General features: G+C 74.5%; 22 protein-coding genes and 1 pseudogene. 11 read left to right on the top strand and 12 right to left on the bottom strand.

What is annotated here, in order from left to right:
• The first annotated feature begins 76 nt into the window (after positions 1-76).
• Positions 77-673 carry an HhH-GPD-type base excision DNA repair protein gene (locus ACFWDO_RS16030; RefSeq protein ID WP_380320203.1) on the top strand — a complete coding sequence of 199 codons (597 nt, stop codon included), beginning with the start codon at positions 77-79 and terminating at the stop codon, positions 671-673.
• Positions 674-682: 9 nt separating this feature from the next.
• On the opposite strand, the gene ACFWDO_RS16025 is transcribed toward ACFWDO_RS16030, so the two are convergent.
• Positions 683-1,816 carry a P1 family peptidase gene (locus ACFWDO_RS16025; RefSeq protein WP_380320200.1) on the bottom strand — a complete coding sequence of 378 codons (1,134 nt, stop codon included), beginning with the start codon at positions 1,814-1,816 and terminating at the stop codon, positions 683-685.
• Positions 1,813-2,277 carry a MerR family transcriptional regulator gene (locus tag ACFWDO_RS16020; protein ID WP_380347034.1) on the bottom strand — a complete coding sequence of 155 codons (465 nt, stop codon included), beginning with the start codon at positions 2,275-2,277 and terminating at the stop codon, positions 1,813-1,815. Before ACFWDO_RS16020 ends, ACFWDO_RS16025 begins: the two co-directional genes overlap by 4 nt.
• Before the next feature lie 76 nt (positions 2,278-2,353).
• Between ACFWDO_RS16020 and ACFWDO_RS16015 the strand changes: the two genes are divergently transcribed.
• Genes ACFWDO_RS16015 through ACFWDO_RS16000 form a run of 4 tightly spaced genes read left to right on the top strand, consistent with a single transcriptional unit; the run spans position 2,354 to position 5,282 of the window.
• Entirely contained in the window at positions 2,354-3,307 is a 954-nt protein-coding gene (locus tag ACFWDO_RS16015) for an FAD-dependent oxidoreductase (RefSeq protein WP_380320194.1), read from the top strand.
• A 52-nt stretch (positions 3,308-3,359) separates the two neighbouring features.
• Entirely contained in the window at positions 3,360-4,007 is a 648-nt protein-coding gene (locus ACFWDO_RS16010; RefSeq protein WP_380320191.1) for a histidine phosphatase family protein, read from the top strand.
• Between the two features lie 10 nt (positions 4,008-4,017).
• Positions 4,018-4,866: a hypothetical protein gene (locus ACFWDO_RS16005; protein WP_380320188.1), complete on the top strand. Its 849-nt coding sequence runs from the start codon at positions 4,018-4,020 to the stop codon at positions 4,864-4,866.
• Between the two features lie 41 nt (positions 4,867-4,907).
• Positions 4,908-5,282 (top strand): MmcQ/YjbR family DNA-binding protein, encoded by a 375-nt coding sequence (locus ACFWDO_RS16000; protein WP_380320185.1) that lies wholly within the window; start codon positions 4,908-4,910, stop codon positions 5,280-5,282.
• Between the two features lie 18 nt (positions 5,283-5,300).
• Here ACFWDO_RS16000 and ACFWDO_RS15995 read toward each other — a convergent pair whose 3' ends face one another.
• Positions 5,301-7,619, bottom strand: a complete 2,319-nt coding sequence (locus tag ACFWDO_RS15995) for a M28 family peptidase (RefSeq protein WP_380320182.1) — start codon at positions 7,617-7,619, stop codon at positions 5,301-5,303.
• A 137-nt stretch (positions 7,620-7,756) separates the two neighbouring features.
• Here ACFWDO_RS15995 and ACFWDO_RS15990 point away from each other — a divergent pair, with 137 nt between their 5' ends.
• From ACFWDO_RS15990 to ACFWDO_RS15975, 4 genes and pseudogenes are all read left to right on the top strand, one after another.
• Entirely contained in the window at positions 7,757-8,800 is a 1,044-nt protein-coding gene (locus tag ACFWDO_RS15990) for an alcohol dehydrogenase catalytic domain-containing protein (protein ID WP_380320179.1), read from the top strand.
• A 363-nt stretch (positions 8,801-9,163) separates the two neighbouring features.
• Positions 9,164-10,357: a magnesium and cobalt transport protein CorA gene (locus tag ACFWDO_RS15985; protein WP_380320176.1), complete on the top strand. Its 1,194-nt coding sequence runs from the start codon at positions 9,164-9,166 to the stop codon at positions 10,355-10,357.
• Positions 10,358-10,524: 167 nt separating this feature from the next.
• Positions 10,525-11,364 (top strand): annotated as a pseudogene (locus ACFWDO_RS15980) (AI-2E family transporter); the annotation flags it as partial.
• A 288-nt stretch (positions 11,365-11,652) separates the two neighbouring features.
• Positions 11,653-12,105: a YbaK/EbsC family protein gene (locus ACFWDO_RS15975; protein ID WP_380320206.1), complete on the top strand. Its 453-nt coding sequence runs from the start codon at positions 11,653-11,655 to the stop codon at positions 12,103-12,105.
• Between the two features lie 22 nt (positions 12,106-12,127).
• On the opposite strand, the gene ACFWDO_RS15970 is transcribed toward ACFWDO_RS15975, so the two are convergent.
• Together ACFWDO_RS15970 and ACFWDO_RS15965 are read right to left on the bottom strand one after the other, a co-directional pair.
• The gene (locus tag ACFWDO_RS15970) at positions 12,128-13,033 is read right to left on the bottom strand and encodes an SGNH/GDSL hydrolase family protein (RefSeq protein ID WP_380320173.1); all 906 of its coding nucleotides are present in this window, start codon (positions 13,031-13,033) and stop codon (positions 12,128-12,130) included.
• A 130-nt stretch (positions 13,034-13,163) separates the two neighbouring features.
• Entirely contained in the window at positions 13,164-13,613 is a 450-nt protein-coding gene (locus ACFWDO_RS15965) for a TIGR03667 family PPOX class F420-dependent oxidoreductase (protein ID WP_380320170.1), read from the bottom strand.
• Between the two features lie 83 nt (positions 13,614-13,696).
• On the opposite strand from ACFWDO_RS15965, the gene ACFWDO_RS15960 reads away from it, so the two are divergent.
• Positions 13,697-14,062 carry a VOC family protein gene (locus ACFWDO_RS15960; protein ID WP_380320167.1) on the top strand — a complete coding sequence of 122 codons (366 nt, stop codon included), beginning with the start codon at positions 13,697-13,699 and terminating at the stop codon, positions 14,060-14,062.
• A gap of 25 nt (positions 14,063-14,087) precedes the next feature.
• Here ACFWDO_RS15960 and ACFWDO_RS15955 read toward each other — a convergent pair whose 3' ends face one another.
• The 7 genes from ACFWDO_RS15955 to ACFWDO_RS15925 form a co-directional block, all read right to left on the bottom strand.
• On the bottom strand, positions 14,088-14,477 hold the full coding sequence (locus tag ACFWDO_RS15955) for a hypothetical protein (RefSeq protein WP_380320164.1): 390 nt from the start codon (positions 14,475-14,477) through the stop codon (positions 14,088-14,090).
• The gene (cofE, locus tag ACFWDO_RS15950; protein ID WP_380320161.1) at positions 14,474-15,301 is read right to left on the bottom strand and encodes a coenzyme F420-0:L-glutamate ligase; all 828 of its coding nucleotides are present in this window, start codon (positions 15,299-15,301) and stop codon (positions 14,474-14,476) included. The genes ACFWDO_RS15955 and cofE overlap by 4 nt, the downstream gene beginning before the upstream one ends.
• The gene (locus ACFWDO_RS15945; protein ID WP_380320158.1) at positions 15,298-16,302 is read right to left on the bottom strand and encodes a TIGR03557 family F420-dependent LLM class oxidoreductase; all 1,005 of its coding nucleotides are present in this window, start codon (positions 16,300-16,302) and stop codon (positions 15,298-15,300) included. Before ACFWDO_RS15945 ends, cofE begins: the two co-directional genes overlap by 4 nt.
• Before the next feature lie 59 nt (positions 16,303-16,361).
• Positions 16,362-18,068 carry a dipeptide ABC transporter ATP-binding protein gene (locus ACFWDO_RS15940; RefSeq protein ID WP_380320155.1) on the bottom strand — a complete coding sequence of 569 codons (1,707 nt, stop codon included), beginning with the start codon at positions 18,066-18,068 and terminating at the stop codon, positions 16,362-16,364.
• Positions 18,065-19,753: an ABC transporter substrate-binding protein gene (locus ACFWDO_RS15935; RefSeq protein ID WP_380320152.1), complete on the bottom strand. Its 1,689-nt coding sequence runs from the start codon at positions 19,751-19,753 to the stop codon at positions 18,065-18,067. The genes ACFWDO_RS15940 and ACFWDO_RS15935 overlap by 4 nt, the downstream gene beginning before the upstream one ends.
• 84 nt (positions 19,754-19,837) lie before the next feature.
• The gene (locus ACFWDO_RS15930; RefSeq protein ID WP_380320149.1) at positions 19,838-20,830 is read right to left on the bottom strand and encodes an ABC transporter permease; all 993 of its coding nucleotides are present in this window, start codon (positions 20,828-20,830) and stop codon (positions 19,838-19,840) included.
• Positions 20,827-21,777, bottom strand: a complete 951-nt coding sequence (locus ACFWDO_RS15925) for an ABC transporter permease (RefSeq protein WP_380320146.1) — start codon at positions 21,775-21,777, stop codon at positions 20,827-20,829. Before ACFWDO_RS15925 ends, ACFWDO_RS15930 begins: the two co-directional genes overlap by 4 nt.
• 270 nt (positions 21,778-22,047) lie before the next feature.
• Here ACFWDO_RS15925 and valS point away from each other — a divergent pair, with 270 nt between their 5' ends.
• Positions 22,048-24,834, top strand: a complete 2,787-nt coding sequence (gene valS, locus ACFWDO_RS15920) for a valine--tRNA ligase (RefSeq protein WP_380320143.1) — start codon at positions 22,048-22,050, stop codon at positions 24,832-24,834.
• The last annotated feature ends 119 nt before the right edge of the window (positions 24,835-24,953 follow it).

Raw genomic sequence — 24,953 nt, 5'->3', positions numbered from 1 at the left:
TCTGTCACGAGGTCGGGATGTCGACCGACCTCGTGACAGACGACCGACCTCAGGGCGTGCGAGGCATCATGGACCCATGACCGCACCACTCTGGATCACCGGCGACCCCGAGACCGACGCGCTGCTGAGCGACGACATGTTCGCGCTGCTCGTGGGCATGCTGCTCGACCAGCAGTACCCGATGGAGCACGCGTTCGCGGGGCCGCGCAAGATCCGTGACCGCCTCGGCAGCATCGACCCGCACGCGGTGGCGGACGCCGATCCGGACGAGTTCGTCACCCTCGCCACCACTCCCCCAGCGATCCACCGGTACGGGCGCTCGATGGCCGGGCGCGTGCAGGCGCTGGCCCGCGCGATCGTGGACGACTACGACGGCGACGTCGCGAAGCTCTGGACGACGCCCGGGGCCGACGGCCCTGCCACGGGCGCCGAGGTGCTGGCGCGGCTGCGGGCGCTGCCCGGCTTCGGGGAGCAGAAGGCCAAGATCTTCCTCGCCCTGCTGGGCAAGCAGCGCGGCATCCGGCCCGCGGGCTGGCAGGAGGCGGCGGGCCACTACGGCGACGAGGGGTCGCGCCGCTCGATCGCCGACGTGACCAGCGCGGAGTCGCTCGCCGAGGTGCGCACGTTCAAGAAGGCGCAGAAGGCGGCGGCCAAGGCGGCCAAGCAGGGCTGACGCCGACGGTCAGCTGCCGACCCCCGCCGCGCGGAGGCGAGCCAGCAGCGCGTCGTGCGGGACGCCGCGCTCCGTGCCGCGGTGCCCGACGGTCGTGACGGCCGTGAGCACGGAGGCGAGCAGCGCCTCCTCGACGGCGTCCATCGTGGCGGCGAACAGCGGGTTCAGGACGTCGTCCGGCAGGAGCGGGTCGGCCGGGTCGGCCGTGGTGAACGCCAGACCGTAGTCGCCGCTGCCGTGGGCGAAGTCGGAGCCCACGCGGCCCATCGCGAACACCGCGCGGCGGGCCACCCGCTCCAGGCGCCGTGCGTCCAGGGGCGCGTCCGTCGCGACGACGATCATGCAGGAGTTCCCGTCCCGCACCCCCGGCCCCTCCGGTCTGTTCGGCAGCCCGTCGATCTCCTCGGCACGTCGCCCTGCCGAAGGGATCGACGGGGTGCCGAACAGATCCGCCGCAGGCATCGGCACCCCCTGCACGGTGAGCGTGCCGGAGAAGTTCGACTGCACCAGCGCCCCCACGGTGCGGGTCTCGCCCGCCACCTCGACGCGGCGCGACGCCGTCCCGATCCCGCCCTTGTAGCCGAGGGCGGACGTGCCCGCCCCCGCGCCGACGCAGCCCTGCGCCACCGGGCCGGCCGTCGCGCCGTCGAGCGCGGCCAGCACGTGCGCCTCCGTGATCGGGCGGGCGCGGATGTCGGAGAGGTACCCGTCGTTCGTCTCCCCCACCACAGGGTTCAGCGACCGCACCTCCTCGTAGCCGGGCCACGCCAGCACGTGCGTGACGAGGGCGTCCGCGGCGCGGAACGCCGACAGCGTCGCGGTGAGGACGACCGGCGTCTCGATCGCGCCGAGCTGCTCCAGCTGCGTGGCGCCGACCAGCTTGCCGAACCCGTTCCCCACGAACAGCCCGCACGGCAGGGCGCGGCGCTGGCCCGGCCCGACACCCAGCGCGTCGGGCACGACGGCCGTCACGCCGGTGTGCAGGCGCTGGCCCTCGTGCAGGGTCGCGTGCCCGACGCGCACCCCGGCGACGTCGGTGATGGCGTTCGCCGGCCCGGTGGGCAGGTCGCCCACGACGATGCCGAGCTCGCGCGGCCCGGGGCGCTCGCCGTTCACCCCCGGGCCCGCCGCCCCCGCGCTCACGAGCGTGCCCCGGCCGGGACGAGAGCCACCGGGTGCACGTCGCGCCAGGTGCGGGTGCCGTCCACGAGGTCCTGCACGTGCTCCCGGAAGCGGGGGCAGGTGGCGATGTCGTGCGCCCGGCACGACAGGGCGTGCTCCGTCATGTGCCGGGAGCGGTCGATCTCCTCCTGTCGGCGGTCGAGCTCGGCGAGGTGGGCCGTGAGCACCTCGTGCCGCTCGCGCGCGCCCTGCCCGGACGCCCCGGCGTCCAGCAGCACCTGGATCTGCTCCAGGCTCATGCCCGCCACCTTGGAGCTGAGGATCGTCGCGACGCGCACCACGTCGTCGGGTCCGTAGCGCCTCCGCCCGGCGCCGTCGCGGGCCGGGTCGAGCAGGCCGACCTCCTCCCAGTACCGCAGCACGTGGGTCTCCAGGCCGAACCGCTCCGCCAGCTCGCCCACGCTCCAGGTCGCCGGTTCCACCCCACCGCTTGACTTCATGTTGACATGAAGTCACAGCCTGGGGGCAGCACGCAACCCGACCCTCGAAGGAGACGCCATGAGCGACCCCCGCCCCACCCTCCACGACGCGGTGATCGTCGGCGCCGGCCCCGCCGGCCTCGCCGCCGCGCTGATGCTCGGCCGCACGCACCGCGACGTCGTCGTGCTCGACTCGGGCACCTACCGCAACGACCCGACCGACGCGATGCACAACGTGCTCGGCTTCGACGGCGCGGCGCCGGCGGAGTTCCGCGCCGCCGCGCACCGCACCCTGGCCGCCTACGAGACCGTCGAGCTGCGGCGCACCACGGCGCGCGAGATCGCCCCGCTCGACCCGACGTCCCCCGCCGACGGCTTCGTCGTGCGCACGGACGCCGGCGACGTGGCCGCCCGCCGCCTGCTGCTCGCCACGGGCGTGCGCGACGAGCTCCCCGCGACGCCGGGCCTGGACGCCCTGTTCGGTACCGTCGCCGCGCACTGCCCCTACTGCCACGGGCACGAGTTCTCCGGCACGCCGGTGGCGATCCTGGGGGCGGGCCCGCACTCCCCGCGCGTCGCCGGCCTGATCGAGCGCATCGCGAGCCGCGTCGTCGTGCTCGCCGACGGCGCAGGCGTCGACCCGCAGGTCCGCGCGGCGCTGGACGCCCGCGGCGTCGCGGTCCGGCCCGAGCGCGTGCTGCGGCTCGAGCCCCTGACGCTGCCCGGCGGCCACCCGGGCGCCCGGGCGGTGCTGGACGGCGGCGCGGCGGAGGAGCTCGGCGGCGTCATGGTCGCGCCCACCCTCCGCCAGTCGGCGCCGTTCGCGGACCGGCTCGGCCTCGAGCTGCGCGACTCCGGCTGCGTGGCGGTCGACGCCATGGCACGTACGAGCCTGCCCGGCGTCCTCGCCGCCGGCGACCTGGCGCACACCGCCGACTTCCCGATGCCCGTGAGTTCCGTGACCGCGGCGATGGCGGCGGGCCAGCTCGCGGCCGCGTCCATCGACGCCGACCTGCTGGGCGTCGCGCGCTGACGAGATCCCGGCGCGGCGGCGGACAGGATTGCGGGACGGGCAGGATGGCGGCATGAGACGCAGCCTGTTCGTCGTCGCCCACCCGCACGCGGAGCACACGGCCGCCGGCCTCGTCGGCGGCTGGTACGACTCGCGCCTCACCGACCGGGGCCGCGCCGACGCGCACCGGGTGGCCGCGGAGCTGAGCCGGCGGCTGGACGCCCGCCCGGAGCCGGGGCGACCGGTGCGCGTCACGACCTCCGACCTCGCCCGGGCGGCGGAGGCCGCGGACGTCGTGGGCGCGGCGCTCGGGGTCGCGGCGGAGCGGGACCGGCGGCTGCGCGAGATCAGCTTCGGCGACGCCGAGGGCCGGCCGAACGCCTGGCTCGACGCGCGGCGCGTCCACGCCCCGGACGATGACCGGCTCGACCACCGCGGCCCGGTGCCCGGGGCGGAGACGCGGCGCGAGGTGGCCGAGCGGGTCGGCGCGTGCGTCGCCGGCCTCATGGCGGATGAGGCCCACGACCACGTGGTGGTGACGCACGGCTTCGCGCACACGTTCGTCGTCACGACGTGGCTGCGCGTCCCCGTCGAGGCGGCCGGGTTCGCCACCTTCGCCACCTCGCCGGGCGCCATCACGCACCTCGCCCACGACGACGGCTGGCGCAACCGGACGCTGGTCGAGCTCGCCGCGACGAGTCACCTCGCGAGCGCCGACTAGGCTCGCGCGCATGACCTCACCGCAGCTGCTGCCGCTCGGCCCTGCCCCGCGCCCGACGTCGGGCGACGACCTCGCCGCCCGGCTGCGTGCCCTCGCCGTCCGCGCGGCGGGCCCCGGCGTGGCAGGCCTGGACCGGTCCGGGGTGCGGGCGGTGCTGGACGGCGCGGACGTCGCCTCGCTCGAGCTGGATCTGACGGGCGTCGCGTTCGGCGCGCACCAGAAGGCGCCGGGCGTCGAGTGGTCGCCCGCGACGGTCGTGTCGCGCGAGGAGGGCGCGGTGCGCCGGCTGCGGGTCGACGCCCACCCACTCACGGCCGTCGACCTCCCCGTCGACGTGCTCGTCGAGGCGTCCGGCCTGCGGTTCGCCTGGGTCGAGGGGTCCGACGGCCAGGTCGGCGTCGAGCCGGTCGAGCCCGACGACGCGCACCCGGTCACCGGGCAGGCCAGCGTCGCCGTCTCGCGCGCGGGCCTCGTCGCCACCGTGCACGGGCTGCTGGCCGTGTCGCTGCAGTCGCAGGGCGTCACGCTGAGCGACCTGGACGTGCAGATCGACTCGCGCGGCCCGCGCGCGGCCGGCCTGCGGATCGACGCGAAGATCCGCAAGGGCTTCCTGTCGGCCGCCGTGTCCGCGACGGCGTCGGCGTCCGTCGACGCGCAGATGGTGCTCACCGTCGGCGACGTGCGGATCTCCAGCGGCAACCCGCTGGTCGCCGCGTTGCTCGCCACCGTGCGCGGACGCGTCGAGGCCGCGGGCAACCAGAGCCACGACCTCGCCGCGGCGCTGCCGCCCGGCGTCCGCCTCACCGACGTGCGCATCGACGTCGGCGAGGACCTCGTCATCACGGCCCGCCTGGGCTGAGCGGCCCGCCCGGTGTCGGCGGGCCGTGGCAGATTCGTGCTGTGCCCGACCGCCCTGACGTACCGCCCGAGCTCGTCGACCGCCTCCGCGGCCTGCTGCGATTCCCGGAGTGCGCCGAGGAGGACGCCTGGACGGGCGTGCGATGGCGGGTCCGCCGCGCGACCGTGGCGCACGTCTTCGGCGGCGAGGACCAGCTGTTCCGCGTGACGTTCCGCGCCGACCCTCAGGAGGTGCAGGCGTTCGAGCACCTCGGCGGCCCGTACTTCCGCGCCGGCTGGGGCGGCAACGTCGTCGGCGTCGTGCTCGACGCGCGCACCGACTGGGAGGAGATGGCCGAGCTGCTCACCGACTCCTACTGCATCCAGGCGCCGGCGCAGCTGGCCGACGCGGTCGCCCGGCCGGAGCCGGCCGGGTGACCGCCGCCGTCATCCCGGTCAGAGGGTGACGGACGTCCCGACCAGCACCAGCTCGGACGTGTGCGACCCGGCGACGCCGACGTCGGCGGGGCGCTCGACGAACCCGGGCAGGTCCTCGAGCCCGCCGCCGGCGGCGACGACCCGCAGGTCGAGCGGCTGGCCCGCGGGGACGGTGAGGACGACCTCGAACCCGTCGGCGCCCGGGGCGTAGAAGCGGGTGTCGAGAGCACCGGCGTCGACCGGGACCTCGCGGCCCGCCACGGTCGCCGCCTCGACGCCCCCGGCGTTGAGCTGCACGTACCGCAGCGCGTCGCTGGTGCCGATCGGCGCGCCCTCGCCCGGAGTCACCCGCAGGGTGAGGCGGCGCGCGTCGCCGTCGGGCTCGCTGTCCACCACGTCGACGACGGGGGCGGGCAGGTCGGCCGCCTCGGCGTCGCCCGCGTAGACCTCGTCGGCGAACATCGGGAACGGCTCGGACAGGTCGGTCTCGGTGTCCACGTACTGCGCGGTCCAGTCGCTCGGCGTCTCTTCGTCGGAGACCCAGTGCGCGGTGCCCGTGTCGGCGTCCAGCGCGTACGCGAGGCGGGTGGGCTCGGGGTGCTCGGCGTCGAACGGGTCCACGACGAACCCGACGACGAGAGCCCCGACGGCCACGACGGCGCACGACCCGACCAGGCCGAGGCCGAGGCGCCGGCCGCGCGGGAGCAGCACGGCGAGCACCGGCGCGAGGGCGAGGCCGAGGAGCGCCGCGACCACGGCCGGGGCAGCCCCGGTCGCCAGGCCGAGCGCCGGGAAGAACAGCAGACCGATCGGCACGATGACGACCACCCCGACGGCCGCGCCGAGGGTCACGACCACCCGGCGGCCGACCGTCCCGCGTGCCACCGTGACGGCGACCAGGCCGGCCACGGCGCCCGCGAGCGCCGGCAGTGCGGCGAGGTAGGAGCCGCCGGGGGTGACGGCGGCGAGCACGACGCCGAGCACGGCGAGCCAGCCGAGCGCGCCGACGGCGAGCGCGGGCCCGCCGAGCGAGCGGCGCAGCCCGACGAACCAGGCGACGAGGACGGTCGCGACGATGCCGAGCAGCGCGACGCGGAAGCCCCACGGCCGCCACGGGTCGAGCATCTCGGCGTAGCCGGGCCGCACGAGGGTCATGACCCACCACAGCGCCATGGATCCCACGACGGCCCCGACGAGCGGGATCAGCGCGGACGCGAAGCCGAGCGCGAGGCGGCCGGCGCCGGTCCGCTCGCCACGGACCTCGCCGCGGCGGGCGAGCACGACGGCGAGGGCCCCGACGGCGAGCACGGCCGCGACGGCCAGCGGCCACACGAGCCAGCCGGGGTAGCGCGCGAGCACACCGCCCGGCAGCGGGAAGTAGGTGGCGTCGTCCGACGCGGGCCGCGCGAGCGCCGCGGCGTCGCCGTTCCCGAGCTCGCGCGCCAGGGCCAGGGCGTTCGACCCGTGGTGCTGCAGGCTCGCCAGCGACATCCGGTCGGGGGTGTCCTGGGGCGCGTGGTAGGTCGCGGAGCCATCGATGTACGCGGAGTTCAGGCCCGTGAACCGGCTCTGCGGGTCGTCGAGGAACGGCGAGAAGTCGGTGTCGTTCGGCAGGATCCGGTAGACCTCGACCGCCATGGAGCTGCCCACCGGGTACGGCACGTGGGAGTACGCGTCGACGAGCGCGGCGTTGCCGTCGGAGGTCTCGAACATGATGGCCGGGCCCGACGAGCCGCGGGCCTCGACGTTGACGGCGACCCCGCCGTCGGCGGCCCGCGGGTCGGCGTGCGCGAAGGCCTCCGCCCCGCACAGGCAGGCCTCCTCGGCGTCCGTGAACACGAGGACGACGTCGTTGCGCAGGGGCTCGCCGGCGCCGAGCGCGCGTGCGGTCTCCAGCAGGGTCGCCACGCCGGCCCCGTCGTCGTTGGCCCCGTGCGACACCTCGGCGGAGTCGTAGTGCGCGACGAAGAAGACGGGGCCCGTGGAGTCGGTGCCCTCGATCGTGGCGACCACGTTGGTGGTGGCGGCGACGCGGCTCTGGTCTCCCAGGCGTCCCGACATGCCCACGCCCTCAGTGACGTCGGGGTCGAGCCCGAGGTCCCGCAGGTCGGCGACGATCCGGTCGCGGACGTCGGCCGCGGCGGCCGTGCCGTGCGGGTGCACCTGCGTGCCGATCGCCTCGACGGTGGCGAACGCGCGCTCCGCGCTGAACTCGTCGGCGGCCGCGTCGGCGGGGCGCGGCGACGGGGGCAGCACCGACCACACGGCGAGCGCCGCGAGGACGAGGAGGAACAGGGAGCACGCGAGCGACGTCGCCCACGACCGGGTCTGGATCACGCGCGCAACCTAGCCGCGCGCCCCTCCCGTGGCCCAATCGTGACCCGTCACCCGGCGCGAGCTGTCAGGACCAGGACCTGGAATTCGTCGCCCTGGTCCTGACAGGTCCGGGGTCGAGTCCGTGGTTGGATCGGCCCGTGCGCGCGATGACGTTCGACCGGTTCGGCGGCCCGGTGACGGTCCGCGACGTGCCCGAGCCCGAGGCGCCGCCCGGCGGCGTGGTGGTGCGGGTGCACGCCAGCGGCCTGTGCCTCAGCGACTGGCACGCCTGGGCCGGCCACGACACGGACATCACCGCGCTCCCCCACGTGCCGGGCCACGAGCTCGCGGGCGTCGTCGCCGCCGTCGGCGGGGGCGTGAGCCGGTGGCGCGTGGGCGACCGCGTGACGTCCCCCTTCGTCTGCGGCTGCGGACGCTGCGACTGGTGCCGGTCCGGGCAGGCGCAGGTCTGCCCCGACCAGACCCAGCCGGGCTTCACGCACGCCGGGTCGTTCGCGGAGCTCGTCGTGCTGCACGCCGCGGACACCAACCTCGTCGCCCTGCCCGACGACGTCGACGACGCCACCGCCGCGAGCCTGGGCTGCCGCTTCGCGACCGCGTACCGCGCCGTCGTCGGGCGGGCCCGCGTGCAGCCCGGCGAACGCGTCGTCGTCGTGGGCGCGGGCGGGGTCGGCCTCAGCGCCGTGATGGTCGCGGCCGCGCTGGGCGCCCAGGTCGTCGCCGTCGACCGGCACGACGGCGCTCTCGACGCCGCGCGCCGGGCCGGGGCCGCGCGCACGGTGCTCGCCGCCGAGGGCGTGGACGTGCCCGCCGTGGTGCAGGAGCTCACGGGCGGGTGCCACGTGAGCGTCGACGCCGTCGGCAGCGAGCGCACCTGCGCGGACGCGATCGGGAGCCTGCGGCGGCGGGGGCGGCACGTGCAGGTGGGCCTGCTGCCGCCGGTCGGCGGCCACCCCCGCGTGCCGATGTCGCGTGTGATCGGCTGGGAGCTCGACGTGCTCGGCAGCCACGGCATGGCCGCCGCCGACTACCCCGAGATGCTGGCGCGCGTCGCCGACGGCACGCTGCGCCCGGCCGCCCTGGTCGACCGCGTCGTCGGGCTCGACGAGGGCGCGCGCCTGCTGCCGGGCCTGCACGACACCCTGCGCGCCGGGATGGTCCTCGTGGACCCGCGGCGCTGAGCACCCCGACGTCGCGGAGATCACCCCGCCCGGCGGGTGGCGGGCGTGGCCTCCCGGCGCCGCCGCGGATATGCTGGGCGGCGGCCTGAGCAGCAGCGGCGACCGCCGCACACACGAGGGAGGTGCACGCACATGACCCGTAGCGAGCCTCCCAGTAGTCCGAGCCGCGACTGACGGCTCCCCGCCCGGCACACGTCCGGGCGGCCGCGACGCGCACCGCCGCGTCGCCCCCTCCCGAGCTCCCCGCTCCTCCCGTGGCACGCCCCGGGACGTCGCCGGGCTGCCTCGGCCGAGCCGCAGTCGCGGGAACGATGCACAGCACGATGCGCCCCGCCTCGCCCCTGCCTGCCCTCGGAGTCCGCCATGTCCCTCACCTCCAGCACCCGCACCGTCCGCACGCGCCCCCTGCTCGGCGCCCTGCGCCCCCGCCGCGCCACCCCGGCCAGCGGCGCGGGCGGCCGCCTCGGCAGCGCGCGACGCGACGCGGACCGGCCAGACGGCGAGCGCCTCGACCGCCGCGACCTGCCCGGCCGGTCCTCCATCGTCGAGGCCGCCCTCTACGACGCGGACGGCCGCCGCGTGGCCAGCTTCACCCGCCTCGCGGAGGTGTTCCGCGAGCTGCGCTCCCGCCCGGGCGGGATGGCGTGGATCGGCCTGGAGCGGCCCGACGAGAACGAGCTGGCCCAGCTCGCGCGCGAGTTCGACCTGCACCCGCTCGCCGTCGAGGACGCGATCGTGGCGCACCAGCGGCCCAAGATCGAGCGCTACGGCGAGACGCTGTTCGTCGTGCTGCACGCCGCGCGGTACGTGGACGCGACCGAGTCGGTCGAGTTCTCCGAGCTGCACGTGTTCGTGGGGCCCGACTTCGTCGTCACCGTGCGGCACGGGGCGTGCCCCGACCTGGCGGCCGTGCGCACCCACCTCGAGGCGCACCCCGGCATGCTGGCCCGCGGCCCGGAGTCCGTGCTGTACGCGATCGTCGACCGCGTCGTCGACGACTACGCCCCCGTCGTCGCCGGCCTGGACGCCGACATCGACGAGATCGAGTCCGAGGTGTTCGGCGGTGACGCGGCCGTGTCGCGGCGCATCTACGAGCTGTCCCGCGAGGTGGTCGAGTTCCAGCGGGCGGTGCGCCCCCTGCAGCGCGTGTGCGGGTCCCTCGCCAAGGGCGCGGAGAAGTACGGCGTCACCGAGGAGATGCAGGCGTACCTGCGCGACGTCGCCGACCACCTCACCGAGGTCGCCGACCGCGTCGAGTCCTTCCGCGCCGCGCTGCGCGACATCCTCACGGTGAACGCGACGCTCGTCGCGCAGCGGCAGAACGAGGAGATGACGCACCTCACCGAGGTGAGCATCCGCCAGGGCGAGGAGGTCAAGAAGATCTCCGGCTGGGCGGCCATCCTCTTCGCCCCGACGCTCGTCGGGACGGTCTACGGGATGAACTTCGACGTCATGCCCGAGACGCACTGGTCGTGGGGCTACCCGGCCGCGCTCGTCGCGATGCTCGGCGTGAGCGTGGCGCTGTTCGCCGTGTTCCGCGGGAAGCGATGGATCTGACCCGACAGGTGGTCGAGCAGGACGGCGCCCGGCGTGGTCGCTAGGGTCGCGGGGTGACATCGACCCCGGCGCCCGTAACCGGCAGCCCGACCACCGACCACGGCGGGCTCAACCCCGCGACCCGCACCCTGCTGTCGCTCGGCGGGGCCGTCCTGGTCCTGGCCGGCATGTACTGGGCCAGGGACGTCCTCGCGCCGGTGTTCCTCGCCGCGGTGATCGTGATCATCTGCCACCCCGTGCGGCGGCCGCTCGAGGCGCGCGGCTGGCCGCGGTGGCTGGCGACGACGGCGGTCATCGTCGTCGCCTACCTGATCCTCGCGGCGCTGCTCGCGATGCTCGTCTTCGCCGGCTACCAGTTCGCGGGCCTCGTGCGCGAGTACCTCGGTCAGCTGCAGCAGTCCGTCGACGACATCGCGGCGCAACTGTCCGCCCTGGGCTTCGACGCCCAGATCGCGGACGCGGCGTCGTCGTTCCTGGAGCCGTCGCGCGTGCTCGCCGTGGCGGGCAGCGTGAGCAGCATCGCTCTGTCGATCGCCACGGCGCTGTTCTTCGTCCTCGCGTACGCGATCTTCATGGCGGCCGACGCCGCCCGGTACGCGACGGCGTCCCGCGTCTTCGGCGCCACCCACGGCGCGCAGATCGCGCGCGCCACCCGGTTCAGCTCCGGCGTGCGGCGCTACTTCGTGGTCAACGCGTCGTTCGGTGCGGTCGTGGCCGTGGTGGACGGGTTCGCCCTCGCGCTGCTCGGCGTGCCGGCGCCCGTCGTGTGGGCGATCCTCGCGTTCGTCACCAACTTCATCCCCAACATCGGCTTCGTGCTCGGCCTCATCCCGCCGGTCATCATGGCGTTCGTCGTGGGCGGCTGGCCCCTCGCCCTCGCGGTCGCCGCCGTCTACTGCGTCGTCAACGTGGTGCTGCAGGTTCTGGTGCAGCCCAAGTTCGTCTCCGACGCGGTGAGCCTGAGCCTCACGCTGAGCTTCGTCTCCGTGGTCTTCTGGACCTTCGTCATCGGCCCGCTCGGCGCCATCCTTGCCATCCCGCTGACCCTGCTGGTCCGCGCGCTGGTGCTCGAGGGCGACCCGCGCACGGTGTGGCTGCGCTGGCTGTCCGGCGACGACGTCACGCTGGCCGACGAGCTGCCCCCCGCCGCCGTGCCCGTCCTCGCCGCCGCGCCCGCCGCCGGCGACGCCACCCCCGCCCCGACCGGCGGCGACCAGGCCCCGACGCCCTCGCACCCCGAACCGTCGCACCCCGAACCGTCGACCCCCGCTCCCTCGCACCCCGCGGTCGACAAGGTGCGCGCCGCGCTCGACGCCGCCGGTGCCGACGGCGAGGTCCGCTGGCTCGACGACCACGCCACCACCGCCGCCCGCGCGGCGGAGGCGCTCGGCGTGCCCGTCGGGGCGATCGCGAACTCCCTGGTCTTCACGCTCGAGGACGAGCCCGTGCTCGTCATGACCAGCGGAGCGCACCGCGTCGACACCGACTTCCTGGGCGCGCGCCTCGGGGGGCGGCTCGCCCGTGCCGACAAGGACACCGTGCGCGGCGCCACCGGCCAGGTGATCGGCGGCGTCGCGCCCGTCGGCCACCCCGCGCCCGTGCGCACGCTGGTCGACGTCGACCTGCGCGACCACGACGTCGTGTGGGCGGCCGCGGGGCACGCCCGCACCGTCTTCCCGACGTCGTTCGACGAGCTGGTGCGGATCACGGGCGGCACACCGACGCCGGTCGTGCCGCCCGCGGAGTGACCGGCCGGGCGCGCCGGGCGGCTCAGTAGCCGAGCACGTCCAGGGCGGCGTCCGCCATCGCGCTCTCCCCGCGCGCGTTGGGGTGCACGGGCACGACGTTGGTGCCGAACAGCAGCGGCTCCACCCAGCGCTCCCCCGCCGGGGCGCACGCGTCGCGACCCTCGCTGCGCTCGGCGAGGTCGACGAACGTCGCGCCCGTCTCGTCGGCGGCGCGCTCGATGACGCGGTTCAGCGTGGCCTGCAGGTCGCGCAGGTAGGGCACGTCCCCGGCGGCGACGGGGAGCTTGGCGAAGCAGCCCTTCTCCGCCGGCACGATCCACGGGTAGCCGAGGATCGCGACGCGCGCGTGCGGGGCGCGGGCCCTGATGTCCTCCAGCGCCTGCCGGACGGCGGGGTAGGTGGACTCCTCGACCTGGCGGGTGAACCGGTCGCCGTAGGTGCGCTCGCAGGGGTTCCCGTGGCCGGCGGTGAGCGAGCCGATCGACCCGCAGGCCAGCAGGGCGCCGATGAACGTGCTGTTGTCGTTGCCGCCGATGGTGAGGGTGACCAGGTCGGTGTCGGCGGTGACGGCGTCGAGCTGCGGCGCCACCCCGGGGTACTGCCGCGACGTGAGGTCGGCGGTCTGCGCTCCCCCGCAGGTCACGTCGACGACGTCGGCGTCGAGCCGGTCGGCCATCAGGTGGGGGTAGTTGAGCGTGCTGCGCAGGCACGCGACCGGGGCGCGCAGGTCGGCGGGCAGGATGCCCGACCCGGCCGAGTACGAGTCGCCGAGAGCGACGTACCGGTCGGGGGCGGGCGCGGCGCCCGCGGGGGCCGCGCCGGCGACCAGCGCGGCCGCCGCGACGGCCGTCGCCGAGAGCGCCGCGAGCGCGGCGCGGGCGGTACGGGTGCTCCGGGTGGTGCCGTGGCTGTGACGTGCGTGCTGCATGAGACCACTCCCTCGTGTGTCCGCAGGCGTTCCTCGTCGAACGCCGAGACCGAGTATCACGAGGTGCGACGCCGTCTACCACGCGGCGCGCCGACGATCCTTGCCCCCGGCATCCGCCGCGTCGGGGCCGCTACCAGCCGCGCAGCCGGTCCGGCACCATGCGCAGCAGCGCCGCGTACTCGGCGCGGAACTCGTCCGGGGTCATGCCGAGCCGGCGGACCGGGCCCGCATACTTCGCGTCGAACACGGCCGCCTGGTCCGCGGTCAGCCCGCCGTCGTCGACGACGGCGTCGCCGACCAGGACGACGACGTCGTCGCCCACCGCGTCCGTCCCGAAGTGCAGGGCGACGCGCGGGGACCGCCGCACGTTGCGCAGCTTCGCCGTCCCCGGCCGGGACAGCAGCAGGATCTCGCCGACGCCGTCGCCGTCGGGGTGCCAGAGGAACCACACCGGCGTGGGCTGCGGCGTCCCCGCGGGGTCCACGGTGGTCAGCCACACGACCTCCTCGGTGCGCAGCCGCTCGGCGGCACGCCGACCGTGCGGCGTGGACAGGTCGACAGTGGCGGGAGTCGTCGTCATGGGCGACAGGCTCGCAGGTGCGGCACGACGTGCCTAGCGTGGAACCGGGCGATCCCGCCCCCCATCCGCGAAGGAGCACGACGATGGCTCACGGCGACATCACGCACATCGACATCCCCGTGACGGACAAGGAACGGGCCAAGGGCTTCTACGGCGGCCTGTTCGGCTGGCAGATCCAGGCGCCGCCCGGGTTCGAGGACTACCCGATGTGGCGCGCCCCCAACCAGATCAGCGGCGGCGGCCTCGCGCCGCGGGACGACGGCTTCGACCAGCCCCGCAGCTACGTGGAGGTGGACTCGATCGACGACACGCTCGCCAAGGTGACCGAGCTGGGCGGCACGGTGCTCATGGCGAAGTCGGAGATCAGCCCCACCAGCTGGTGGGCGGTGCTGCAGGACCCGGACGGCAACCGGATCGGCCTCTACGAGGGCACCACCGACGCCGGCTGACCCTGGCTCCGAGGCCTGCAGGGGGTCAGCCGGCGAAGAAGACGCGGCCGTCGGGGTCGCCGTCCCGCCGCGGCCGTAGCGCGCCCGGAGCCGGCCAGGGCAGCTCGTACCGCGTGACGACGGCGTCGATGGCGCCGAAGTCGTCGGTCTGCACCACCACCCTGCCTGGCGTGACCTCGACGAGCCGCACCCGCAGCGGCTCGTCGTCGTCGCGCTCGAGCATCCAGACGTCGGCCATCCACCGCAGCCCCGTCTCCTCCAGCGCCTCCTCGGCGTCGCTCCAGTCGAGGGGCCCGCTGACGTCGCGCCCGAGCAGCGACACCGCCACCCAGTCGTCGCCGTCGGGACGCAGCCAGCCGACGGCCTCGCGGTCCTCGGGGCGCCGGTGCTCGATCCAGTCGGCGGGGACGCTCATCGAGCCCCCTCCGCCCGGCCGTCGGCGAGGCCGCGCGCGTACGCCTCGGCGCTGCCCTCGCGGAAGAGGTCGTCGGCGCTGGGGCGCACGAGGGTGCGTGCGCCGGGCCCGTCGGCCTCGGCGCCCTCCCCCGCGCGCACGTGACGCGCGAGCCCGCGCACCACGGCCACGGGCCGGCCGTCGGCCTTGCCGCGCACCAGCTCGGAGGCGGCGGCCACCTCGTCGGCCACGGCCGTGACCGTGACCGAGAGCGGGCGCCCGTGCGCGTCGACGCCGCCGCGCAGGTCGTCGACGACGTCCACCCCGGCCGCGCCGATCGCGATGTCCGTGAGCCCGTCCCGCCACGTCCGCCCCGCCGTGTCGGTGACGACGACGCCGAGCCGGTCGATCCCGAACCGGCCGCGCAGGGCGGCCCGCAGCGCGCGGGCGGAGACGTCCGGGTCCTCGGGGAGCAGCAGCACGGTGCCGTCGGGCGTGTTCGACGCGTCGACGCCCGCCGCGGCCATGACCAGGCCCAGCCGGTTCTCGACGATCCGCAGCGGCGGCAGGCCGTCGGGGCGCTCGCGCGTCGCGACCACCCGCACGGTCTCGTCCGTGACCGCCTGCTCGCGGTCGGCGGCGCGCACCACGCGCCCCTCGGCCTTGGAGACGATCTTGGACGTCACGACGACCACGTCGCCCTCGGCGAGCGGGTCGCCCGACGCCGCGCCGTCGGCGGCGAGCGCGTCGCCCACGAGCCCGGCGAGGTCGTCGCCGGGGCGCACCTCGGGCACGCCCGCCGGGGCCCAGACGACGAGCCGCGGCGCTGGACCGGCGGCGGTCACCGGACGAGCTTCGGGAGCACCTCGCGGCCGAAGACCTCGATCCACTCCTTCTGGTTCCGGCCGACGTTGTGCAGGTAGATGCGGTCGAACCCGAGGTCCACGTACTTCTGGATGGCGGCGCGGTGCTCGTCCGGGTCCGAGCTGATGACCATGCGGCCCGCGAAGTCCTCCGGGCGCACCAGCTTGGCCATCTGCGCGAAGTCGTGCGGGGAGCGGATGTCGGCCTTCGGGAACTTCATGCCGCCGTTGGGCCACTCGGTCGTCGCGTTCGCGAGGGCCTCCTCGTCGGTGGCCGCCCACGACATGTGCACCTGCAGCACCTTCGGCATCCCCTGGGGGTCGCGGCCCGACTCGCGCACACCGTCGTCGAACTTGCCGAACAGCATCTCGATCTTCTCGAGCGGCGCCCCGACCGTGATGAGGCCGTCGGCGTGCTTGCCGGCGCGCTTGGCGGTGATCGGGCCGGCGGTGGCCACGAGGATCTCGGGCGGCACCTCGGGCATGGTCCACAGGCGGGTGGACTCCATCTTGTAGTACTGCCCGGAGTGCTTGACGTCCTTGCCGTCGATGCCGGACGCGAAGAGCTTCTTGATGATGTCGATGGCCTCGAACATGCGGTTGATCCGCTCGGGGGCCTCCGGCCAATAGCCGGCGACGACGTGCTCGTTGAGAGCCTCGCCCGAGCCAAGCCCGAGCCAGTGCCGGCCCGGGTACATCGCGGCGAGCGTGGCGGAGGCCTGCGCGACCATCGCGGGGTGCCAGCGGAAGGTCGGGGCGGTGACGCCGGGGCCGAGGTCGCCGCGCGTGCGCTCGCCGAGGGCGGTGAGCACGTTCCACACGAACGCGGCCTCGCCCTGCTGGGGCACCCAGGGCTGGAAGTGGTCGGCGGCCATGACGCCGGAGAAGCCGTGCTCCTCCGCGTACGCGGAGTACTCGACGACGTCGGTCGGGTGGAACTGCTCGAGCATCGCGGCATAGCCGATGGTGAGACCGGAGGGCATGCCTCCGACCCTATCCCCGACCACGGACGAGATACGTGGTACCGGCCGATGCCAGGGGGTCAGGCCCCCGCCCGCTCCCGGCGCCGCCGCGCCTGCAGGTCCGGGTCGGCGACCGGCGCGGCCCCCACGAGCCGCCGGGTGTACTCCTCCTGCGGGTCGCCCAGCACGCGGGCGGTCGGCCCGGTCTCGACGATGCGACCCGCCTGCATGGCGGCGACGCGGTCGCTCACGCGCTCCACGACGGCCAGGTTGTGCGACACGAAGAGGCACGCGAACCCGAGCCGTGCCTGCAGCTCGGCGAACACCTCCAGCACGCGCGCCTGGACCGACACGTCGAGCGCGCTGGTCGGCTCGTCGGCCACGAGCACCGCCGGGTCGAGGGCCACCGCGCGGGCGATCGCGACGCGCTGCCGCTGCCCGCCGGAGAGCTCGTGCGGGTATCGCACGGCGTGCTCGGCGTCCAGCCCCACCATGCCCAGGAGCTCCAGCACCCTGGCCCGGTGCTCCGCGTCGCTGCCGTCGCCGTGCAGCCGCAGCGGCTCGGCGACGCACGCCCCCACCGACCAGCGCGGGTTGAGCGTGGACGCGGGGTCCTGGAAGACGATCCCGGTGCGGCGCCGCACGGCCCGCAGGTCGGCGCGCCGGGCGCCGGCCAGCTCGAGCCCGTCCACCACGACCCGCCCCCGGTCGGGGACGAGCAGCCCGGACACCACCTGGCCGAGCGTGGACTTTCCGGAGCCCGACTCCCCCACCAGGCCGAGCACCTCGCCGGCCGCGATCCGCAGGCCGACCCCGTCGGCGGCCCGCACGGGCGCACGACGACGCCCACCCGGGTACACGACGTCGACGTCCTCGAGCACGACGACGTCGCGGCCGCCCGCGGGCGTCGCCCCGTCGGCCGCGGGCCGGTCCCGGGCGGTCACCGTCGCGTCGGCGTCCTGGCGGGCGAGCTGCTGCCCGAGGTGCGGGACGGCGTCGAGCAGGGTCCGGGTGTACGCCTCGCGGGGCGCGGCGAAGAGCTCGCGCACGGGGGCGTGCTCGACGACGCGCCCGCCGCGCATCACCACGACGTCGTCCGCGAGGTCCGCGACCACGCCCATGTCGTGCGTGATGAGCAGCACCGCCGTGCCGCGGGTGTCTCGGAGCCGGCGCAGCAGGTCGAGGATGTCGGCCTGCACCGTGACGTCGAGGGCGGTGGTCGGCTCGTCGGCGACGATGGCCACCGGGTCCTGGGACAGCGCCATCGCGATGAGCGCGCGCTGCAGCTGCCCGCCGGACAGCTGGTGCGGGTAGGAGCGCGCGATCCGTTCCGGCTCCTGCAGCCCGGCCTCGCGCAGCAGCGCGAGCACCCGCTCGCGTGCCGCGCCGCGCGGCACGCGAGCGTGCGCTCGCACGGCCTCGGCGACCTGGTCCCCGATGGTGAGCACCGGGTTCCAGGCGCTCATCGGCTCCTGCGAGACCAGGGAGAAGACCGCGCCGCGCACGGCCCGGTACTCCTCCGGCCCCGCGCCGACCAGCTCCTGGCCGCCGTACCGGATGCTGCCCGTCACGGTGGCGCTCGGCGGCAGCAGCCCGAGCACCGCCATCGCGGACACCGACTTGCCGGAGCCGGACTCCCCCACCAGCGCGGTCACCCGTCCCGGGCGCAGCGCCCAGGCCGACCCGTCGACGGCGGGCGCGGCCGCGTCCTCGAACACGACGGACAGCCCCTCCACCTGCAGGAGGGGCTGCCCGTTCCCGGGCTGGACACCGGTGTCGATGCTCACTGGGCCAGCGAGACCTTCAGGTAGTTCGGGTAGGCCGGGAAGTCCGGGATCTCGAAGTTCTGCACCTTGGAGCCGTGCAGGAAGGAGTTCTTCGTGTAGATCAGCGGGACCACCGGGGCGTCCTCGAGGATCGCCTTGTCGGCCTGCGCCCAGATGCCGGCGGCCGTGTCGGCGTCGGTCTCCTGCGTCGCCTGCTCGATGAGCGCGTCCACGTCCTTGTTCGAGTACCGCGACAGGTTGTACCCGCCGCCCCCGATCTGGGACGTGGCGAACAGCGGCTGGATGTTGCCGTTCGCGCTCGGGAAGTCCGGCTGCCACGAGGAGAGGGTCAGGTCGTAGTCCGACCCGTCGCCCTGCGTCACGGTCTGCGTCCAGACGTCCGAGGGCTGCGACACGATCTTCACCGTGAGGCCGGCGCGCTTGAGACCCTGCTCGATGGCCTGGGCCTTCGCCAGCGTGGGCGAGTCGTCCGGCACGACGAGCCGCAGCGTGCGGCCGTCCCAGCCGGCCTCCTTCAGGAGCGACTTCGCCTTGTCCGGGTCGCCCGACGCGTCGGCCGGGTACAGGTCGAAGTCCTCGCGACCCGGGATGCCGGGCGTGATGAGCGTGGTGGCGAGCTCGCCGGAGATCTCGCCGCCGGACGCGACGAGGAAGGCCTGCTTGTCGACGGCGTACTCGATCGCCTCGCGCACCTTCGCGTCGTCGAGGCCGTCGGCCTCGGTGTTGATCGCGAGGTAGGCCAGGGCGCCCGGCCCGGAGGTCACGAGGCGCTCCTTGGCGGCCGGGTCGTTCTGCACCTGGGCGAGCTGCGCCGCGGGCACGAACGTCGCGCCGAAGGCGTTCTGGTCGTCGCCCGCGTCCGCGATGAGGCGCTGCGCCACGACCGTCTCGTCCTGTCCGAGCTCGAAGACGATGGAGTCGGGGCCGGCCGTGCGGACCTCGTCCGTCGACGCGTCCCACTTGTCGTTGCGCTCGAGGGTGACCGAGGTCCCCTCCTTCGTCTCGGCGACGGTGTACGGGCCGGTCGCGACCGGCGTCGTCGTGTAGGTCGAGACGTCGTCCTTGTCCTCCGGCACGGCGCCGAACGCCGGCATCGAGACGATCCACGGCCAGTCGCCGTAGGCGCTGTCCAGGTGGAAGACGATGGTCTTCTCGTCGGGGGTCTCGATCGAGTCGAGCTGCTTGCCGTCGTACGGGCCGGCGTAGTCGTCGCCGCCGGTGAGCAGGCTCTTGTGGTAGCTCAGGCCGCCCGAGAGCTCCGGGGCGAAGGAGCGCTCCACCGAGTACTTCACGTCCTCGGAGGTGATCGGGGTGCCGTCCTCGAACGTCACCCCGTCCTTGAGGGTGTAGGTCCAGGTCTTGCCGTCGTCGGACACGCTGCCGGTGTCGGTGGCGAGGTCGGGGACGACCTCGGTGCTGCCGTCCGGGTTGGTCTGCCACGCCGTGAGGCGGCGCTCGACCAGGCCGAGGGTCGTGATGGCGAGGTTCTGGCTCGTCGCCGGGTCCCAGTTGATGGACGGGGCCGAGGTGAGGATGTGCAGCGTGCCGCCCTTCTGGACGGCCGTCGGGCTGCCGGTGGTGCTGTCGTCCTTGTCGTTCGCGCCGCACGCGGTGAGCACCAGCGCGAGCGCGGCGACGGCGGAGACGGCGCCGACGGCGCGTCGGCGGGCGAGGTTGCGGGTCATGGTCTTCTCAGTGCCTCTCGGGAAGTTCGTCAGGGTCGGGGTGTCGCGTCACGCGGGGACATCGCCCGGCGTGCAGGCGGGCGCTCATGCGCGCACCCTCGGGTCCATGACGCCGTAGACGACGTCGACGAGCAGGTTGGCGACCACGATGAGGGCCGCCGAGAAGAAGGTGACGCCCACCAGGAGCGGCACGTCGGTGTTGCCGACGGCGTCGAGCAGCAGCGCGCCGAGCCCCGCCATCGAGAACACCTTCTCGGTGATGACGGTGCCGCCGAGCAGCACGCCCAGGTCGAGGCCGAAGAGCGTGACGACCGGCACCAGGACGTTGCGCAGCGCGTGCCGCGTCACGACGCGCCGCTCGGTGATCCCCTTGGCCCGCGCCGTGCGCACGTACTCCGACCCGAGGGCGTCGAGCATCTGCGCGCGGGTGAGCCGGGCGTAGATGGCCGCGGACAGGAACGCGAGCACGCACCACGGCAGCACCAGGTGCCACGCCCAGTCGACGGGGCTCGTGGTGAAGGGGACGTACCCGTTCACCGGCACCATGTCGAGCGTGAAGCCGAACAGCAGGATGCCGAGCAGCCCCACGAGGTAGCTGGGCGCCGAGACGCCCGTGATCGCCGCGACCATGATGGCGCGGTCCGCGGCCGTGCCGCGGCGCACCGCCGCGACGACGCCCCCGGCCACGCCGGCGAGCAGCCACAGCACGGCGGCGCCGATCGCGATCGAGAACGTCACGGGCAGCCGCCCGACGATGAGGTCGGTGACGGGCTGGCGCAGCACGAAGGAGTAGCCGAGGCACGGCGCCGGGCAGTCGATCTGCGCGCCCGCGGAGCCGAACGTGCGGCCGGTGAAGATCCCCGTGACGAAGTTCCACCACTGCACGACGAAGTTCTGGTCGAGCCCCATGAAGGCCCGCGCGGTCTCGAGGCGCTCGGGGGTGCACGGCCGCCCGCAGGCGAGCTGGGCGGGATCCGCGGGCAGCAGCACGAAGATCGCGTAGGTCAGCAGGGACACCGCGAGCAGCACGAAGACCATGCTCGCGAGGCGTGTGCCGAGGAACCGCAGGGAGCTCACTTGCGGCCTCCGGAGCGCGGGTCGAGGGCGTCGCGCAGGCCGTCGCCGAACGCGTTGAACGCGAGCGTGATGCCGAAGAGGGCGATGCCGGGAAAGACGAGGTACATGGGGTCGGAGCTGAACCAGGTGACGGCGTCACCGATGGAGCGGCCCCACGACGGCGTCGGCGGCGGGACGCCGACGCCCAGGAAGGACAGCGCGGCCTCGGCGCCGATCGCGCCGGGGATGCTAATGGTCGCGAAGACGACGATGGTCGCGGCGAGGTTGGGCAGCACCTGGCGGAACAGGACGTGACCGTGCCCTGCGCCGAGCGCCTGGGAGGCGCGGACGAAGCCGCGCGTGCGCAGCCCGAGGGCCTGGCCCCGCACGACGCGCGCCACCGACGACCAGCTGAAGAACCCGATGACGAGCACCAGCAGCAGGAGCGGCGGGAAGGAGTCCGGCACGACGGCACCGATCGCGATCATGAAGATCAGCGCGGGCAGCCCGAGCATCACGTCGACGCCGCGGCTGACCACCCAGTCGACCCAGCCGCCCAGGTAGCCGGCCAGCAGGCCGAGGACCGTGCCGATGATCATCGAGACCACGGTGGCCCCGATGCCCACCACCAGCGAGGTCCGCGAGCCCGTGAGGACGACGGCGAACAGGTCGCGGCCCGTCAGCGGCTCGACGCCGAACCAGTGCTCGCCGCTGATGCCGCCACCCCAGCCGGCCGGCGCCCCCGTCCCGTCGAGGGCACCCAGGTCGTAGGTGTACGGGTCCACGCCGAGGAGACGGATGATGAGCGGGGCGAGCAGCGCGACCAGCACGTAGAGGGCGATCACGACCGCGCCGGCGACGGCGAACCGGTCCTGGGCGAACCGGCGCCAGAACGTGCGGCGGCCACCGGCGGAGGGCACGGGCTGCCCCTCGGGCACGACCAGCTCGTCGGCGTGGTCGAGCGTCATGGGAGCTCCTCGGGTGTCAGACGGGCAGGGCGAAGCGGCGGTGGCAGCACCGACAACACATCGCCTGCATCTCGTCCTCCCGGGACTTCGTGCGGTCCGGCCGGCGTGGCGGCCGGACGTTTCGAGTGCGGCGCCCGGAGGGGCGCCCGGCGTCACGATACGACTGTTCGCGCCCCGCCCAGGACACCTGTCCACGATGTGGCACGAGCGTCCGACCCGTGAGATTTCGATGCGCGGAGAGCCACCTCGGATCTGGGAGAATGGGCGACCATGAGCGACTTCCCGACCCCCGAGGCGCCGACCGCGCCCGCGCAGACCCCCGCAGCGACCCCGACCGCCGGCAGCTCTGCTGCTCAGGTAGCCGGCGACGTCGTGCGCGCGGTGGTCCGGGAGGTACCGGACAAGGTCAGCCTGGACGGCCTGGAGCAGCGGTTCGACGAGCGCTGGTCGGCCGAGGGCACGTACGCCTTCGACCGCACCGCCACGCGCGAGCAGGTGTACTCGATCGACACCCCGCCCCCCACGGTCTCCGGCTCGCTGCACGTGGGCCACGTGTTCAGCTACACCCACACCGACACGGTCGCCCGTTTCCAGCGCATGCGCGGCAAGAAGGTCTTCTACCCGATGGGGTGGGACGACAACGGCCTGCCCACCGAGCGCCGCGTGCAGAACTACTACGGCGTGCGCTGCGACCCGTCGCTGCCGTACGTCGAGGGCTTCGAGCCGCCGCACCAGGGCACCGACGGCAAGAACGTCAAGCCCGGCGACCAGGTGCCGGTGAGCCGCCGCAACTTCATCGAGCTGTGCGAGCGGCTCACCGCCGACGACGAGCGCCAGTTCGAGGAGCTGTGGCGCCGCCTCGGCCTGTCCGTGGACTGGGCCCAGAACTACCAGACCATCGACGCCACCTCCCGGGCCGCCTCCCAGCGCGCCTTCCTGCGCAACCTCGCGCGCGGCGAGGCGTACCAGGCGGAGGCCCCCGGCCTGTGGGACGTGACGTTCCAGACCGCCGTGGCGCAGGCGGAGCTCGAGGCGCGCGAGTACCCCGGCTTCTACCACCGCGTGGCCTTCCACCGGCCCGACGGCAGCCCGCTGTACATCGAGACCACCCGTCCTGAGCTGATCCCGGCGGTGGTGGCACTCATCGCCCACCCGGACGACGAGCGGTACCAGGGCCTGTTCGGCACCACCGTCACCTCCCCCCTGTTCGGCGTCGAGGTCCCGGTGCTCGCGCACCCGGCCGCCGCCATGGACAAGGGCGCCGGCATCGCCATGTGCTGCACCTTCGGCGACCTCACCGACGTGCAGTGGTGGCGCGAGCTCCAGCTCGCCACCCGCTCGGTCATCCAGCGCGACGGCCGCCTGTCCCGTGAGACGCCGGCCTGGGTCGCGGGCGGACCGGGCGAGGCGCTGTACGCCGAGGAGCTGGCCGGCAAGACCACGTTCAGCGCCCGCAAGGCCGTCGTCGAGGCGCTCGTCGCGTCCGGCGACCTGGACGGCGACCCCACGCCCACCCAGCGCATGACGAACTTCTACGAGAAGGGCGACAAGCCCCTCGAGATCGTCACCTCCCGCCAGTGGTACATCCGCAACGGCGGGCGCGACTGGGCCGAGCGCGACCTCAAGGCCGAGCTGCTCGCGCGCGGCAAGGAGCTCGACTTCCACCCCGACTTCATGCGCGTGCGCTACGAGAACTGGGTGAACGGTCTCAACGGCGACTGGCTCATCTCGCGCCAGCGGTTCTTCGGCGTGGCCGTGCCGCTCTGGTACCCGATCACCGCGGACGGCGAGGTCGACCACGACCACCCGATCGTGCCGACCGAGGCCGAGCTGCCCGTCGACCCGACCTCGCAGGCCCCGGCCGGCTACGACGAGTCGCAGCGCGGTGCGCCCGGCGGCTTCGTCGGCGACGCCGACGTGATGGACACCTGGGCCACGTCGTCCCTGTCGCCGCTCATCGTGTCCGGCTGGGAGCGCGACGCCGACCTGTTCTCCCGCGTCTACCCGATGGACCTGCGCCCGCAGGGCCAGGACATCATCCGCACCTGGCTGTTCTCCTCGGTGGTGCGCTCGCACCTCGAGTGCGGGGTGCTGCCGTGGAAGCACGCGGCGATCAGCGGCTGGATCCTCGACCCGGACCGCAAGAAGATGTCCAAGTCCAAGGGCAACGTCGTCACGCCGATGGCGCTCCTGGAGGAGCACGGCGCGGACGCGGTGCGCTACTGGGCCGCCGCGGCCCGCCTGGGCACGGACGCCGCGTTCGAGGTCGGCCAGATGAAGATCGGGCGCCGGCTCGCGATCAAGGTGCTCAACGCCTCGAAGTTCGCCCTGACCTTCGGCGTCGACGCCGAGACCGGCGCGGGCGAGATCGTCCTCGACCCGGCGCGCGTCACCGTCGCGCTGGACCGCGCGATGCTCGCCGGCCTGGCGGAGGTGGTCGAGCAGGCCACGGCCGCGTTCGAGGCCTACGACCACACCCGCGCGCTCGAGGTCACCGAGACGTTCTTCTGGACCTTCTGCGACGACTACCTCGAGCTGGTCAAGGACCGTGCGTACGGCGCGGGCGCCGCGGCCACGGAGGTGACGGCGGAGACCGAGTCGGCCCGCACGGCGCTCGCCCTCGCGGTCGACACGCTGCTGCGCCTCCTGGCGCCGTTCCTGCCGTTCGCGACCGAGGAGGTCTGGTCGTGGTGGCGCACCGGCTCGGTGCACCACGCCGCCTGGCCCGTCGCGGCCCCGCTGCGCGCGGCTGCCGGCGACGGCGACCCCGTGCAGCTCACGGCCGCCGGTCACGCCCTCGCCGCGCTCCGCAAGATCAAGTCGGAGGCCAAGGTCTCGATGCGCACGCCGATCCTCGCGGCGTCGATGGCCGTCCCGGCCGCGCTGCTCGACGGCGTCCGGTCCGCGCTCGACGACGTCCGCGGCGCCGGCCGCGCCACGGGCACCCTCGACGTCGTCGAGGCGGCCGAGGGCCAGGGCAACCCGGACGTCCAGGGCGGCATCGTCGTCACCGCGTCCGAGCTGGGCGAGCCTCCGGCCCGCAAGCCCCAGGCCTGACCCGCGCGAGGTAGTTCGAAGCCTGCCGAGGTAGTCCTGGATTTGCCGAGGTAGTTCGAAAAATGCCGAGGTAGTTCGTAGACGGCCGCAATTCTGCGGCCCGCACGAACTACCTCGGC

Origin of the sequence: Isoptericola sp. NPDC060185 (assembly GCF_042728595.1) — a bacterium.
GTDB lineage: Bacteria > Actinomycetota > Actinomycetes > Actinomycetales > Cellulomonadaceae > Isoptericola.
Note: the sequence above shows the minus strand (reverse complement) of the source record. Positions and strands in the feature narration are given on the sequence as shown.

Excerpts from the sequence above, each read along its gene's own strand:
- ACFWDO_RS15945 (WP_380320158.1), bottom strand. The coding sequence starts at position 16,302 with ATGCCCTCCGGTCTCACCATCGGCTATGCCGCGATGCTCGAGCAGTTC.
- ACFWDO_RS15985 (WP_380320176.1), top strand. The coding sequence starts at position 9,164 with ATGTCCCTCACCTCCAGCACCCGCACCGTCCGCACGCGCCCCCTGCTC.
- ACFWDO_RS15935 (WP_380320152.1), bottom strand. The coding sequence starts at position 19,753 with ATGACCCGCAACCTCGCCCGCCGACGCGCCGTCGGCGCCGTCTCCGCC.
- ACFWDO_RS16015 (WP_380320194.1), top strand. The coding sequence starts at position 2,354 with ATGAGCGACCCCCGCCCCACCCTCCACGACGCGGTGATCGTCGGCGCC.
- ACFWDO_RS15965 (WP_380320170.1), bottom strand. The coding sequence starts at position 13,613 with ATGACGACGACTCCCGCCACTGTCGACCTGTCCACGCCGCACGGTCGG.
- ACFWDO_RS15960 (WP_380320167.1), top strand. The coding sequence starts at position 13,697 with ATGGCTCACGGCGACATCACGCACATCGACATCCCCGTGACGGACAAG.
- ACFWDO_RS16010 (WP_380320191.1), top strand. The coding sequence starts at position 3,360 with ATGAGACGCAGCCTGTTCGTCGTCGCCCACCCGCACGCGGAGCACACG.
- valS (WP_380320143.1), top strand. The coding sequence starts at position 22,048 with ATGAGCGACTTCCCGACCCCCGAGGCGCCGACCGCGCCCGCGCAGACC.
- ACFWDO_RS16030 (WP_380320203.1), top strand. The coding sequence starts at position 77 with ATGACCGCACCACTCTGGATCACCGGCGACCCCGAGACCGACGCGCTG.
- ACFWDO_RS15970 (WP_380320173.1), bottom strand. The coding sequence starts at position 13,033 with ATGCAGCACGCACGTCACAGCCACGGCACCACCCGGAGCACCCGTACC.
- ACFWDO_RS15955 (WP_380320164.1), bottom strand. The coding sequence starts at position 14,477 with ATGAGCGTCCCCGCCGACTGGATCGAGCACCGGCGCCCCGAGGACCGC.
- ACFWDO_RS15925 (WP_380320146.1), bottom strand. The coding sequence starts at position 21,777 with ATGACGCTCGACCACGCCGACGAGCTGGTCGTGCCCGAGGGGCAGCCC.
- ACFWDO_RS16005 (WP_380320188.1), top strand. The coding sequence starts at position 4,018 with ATGACCTCACCGCAGCTGCTGCCGCTCGGCCCTGCCCCGCGCCCGACG.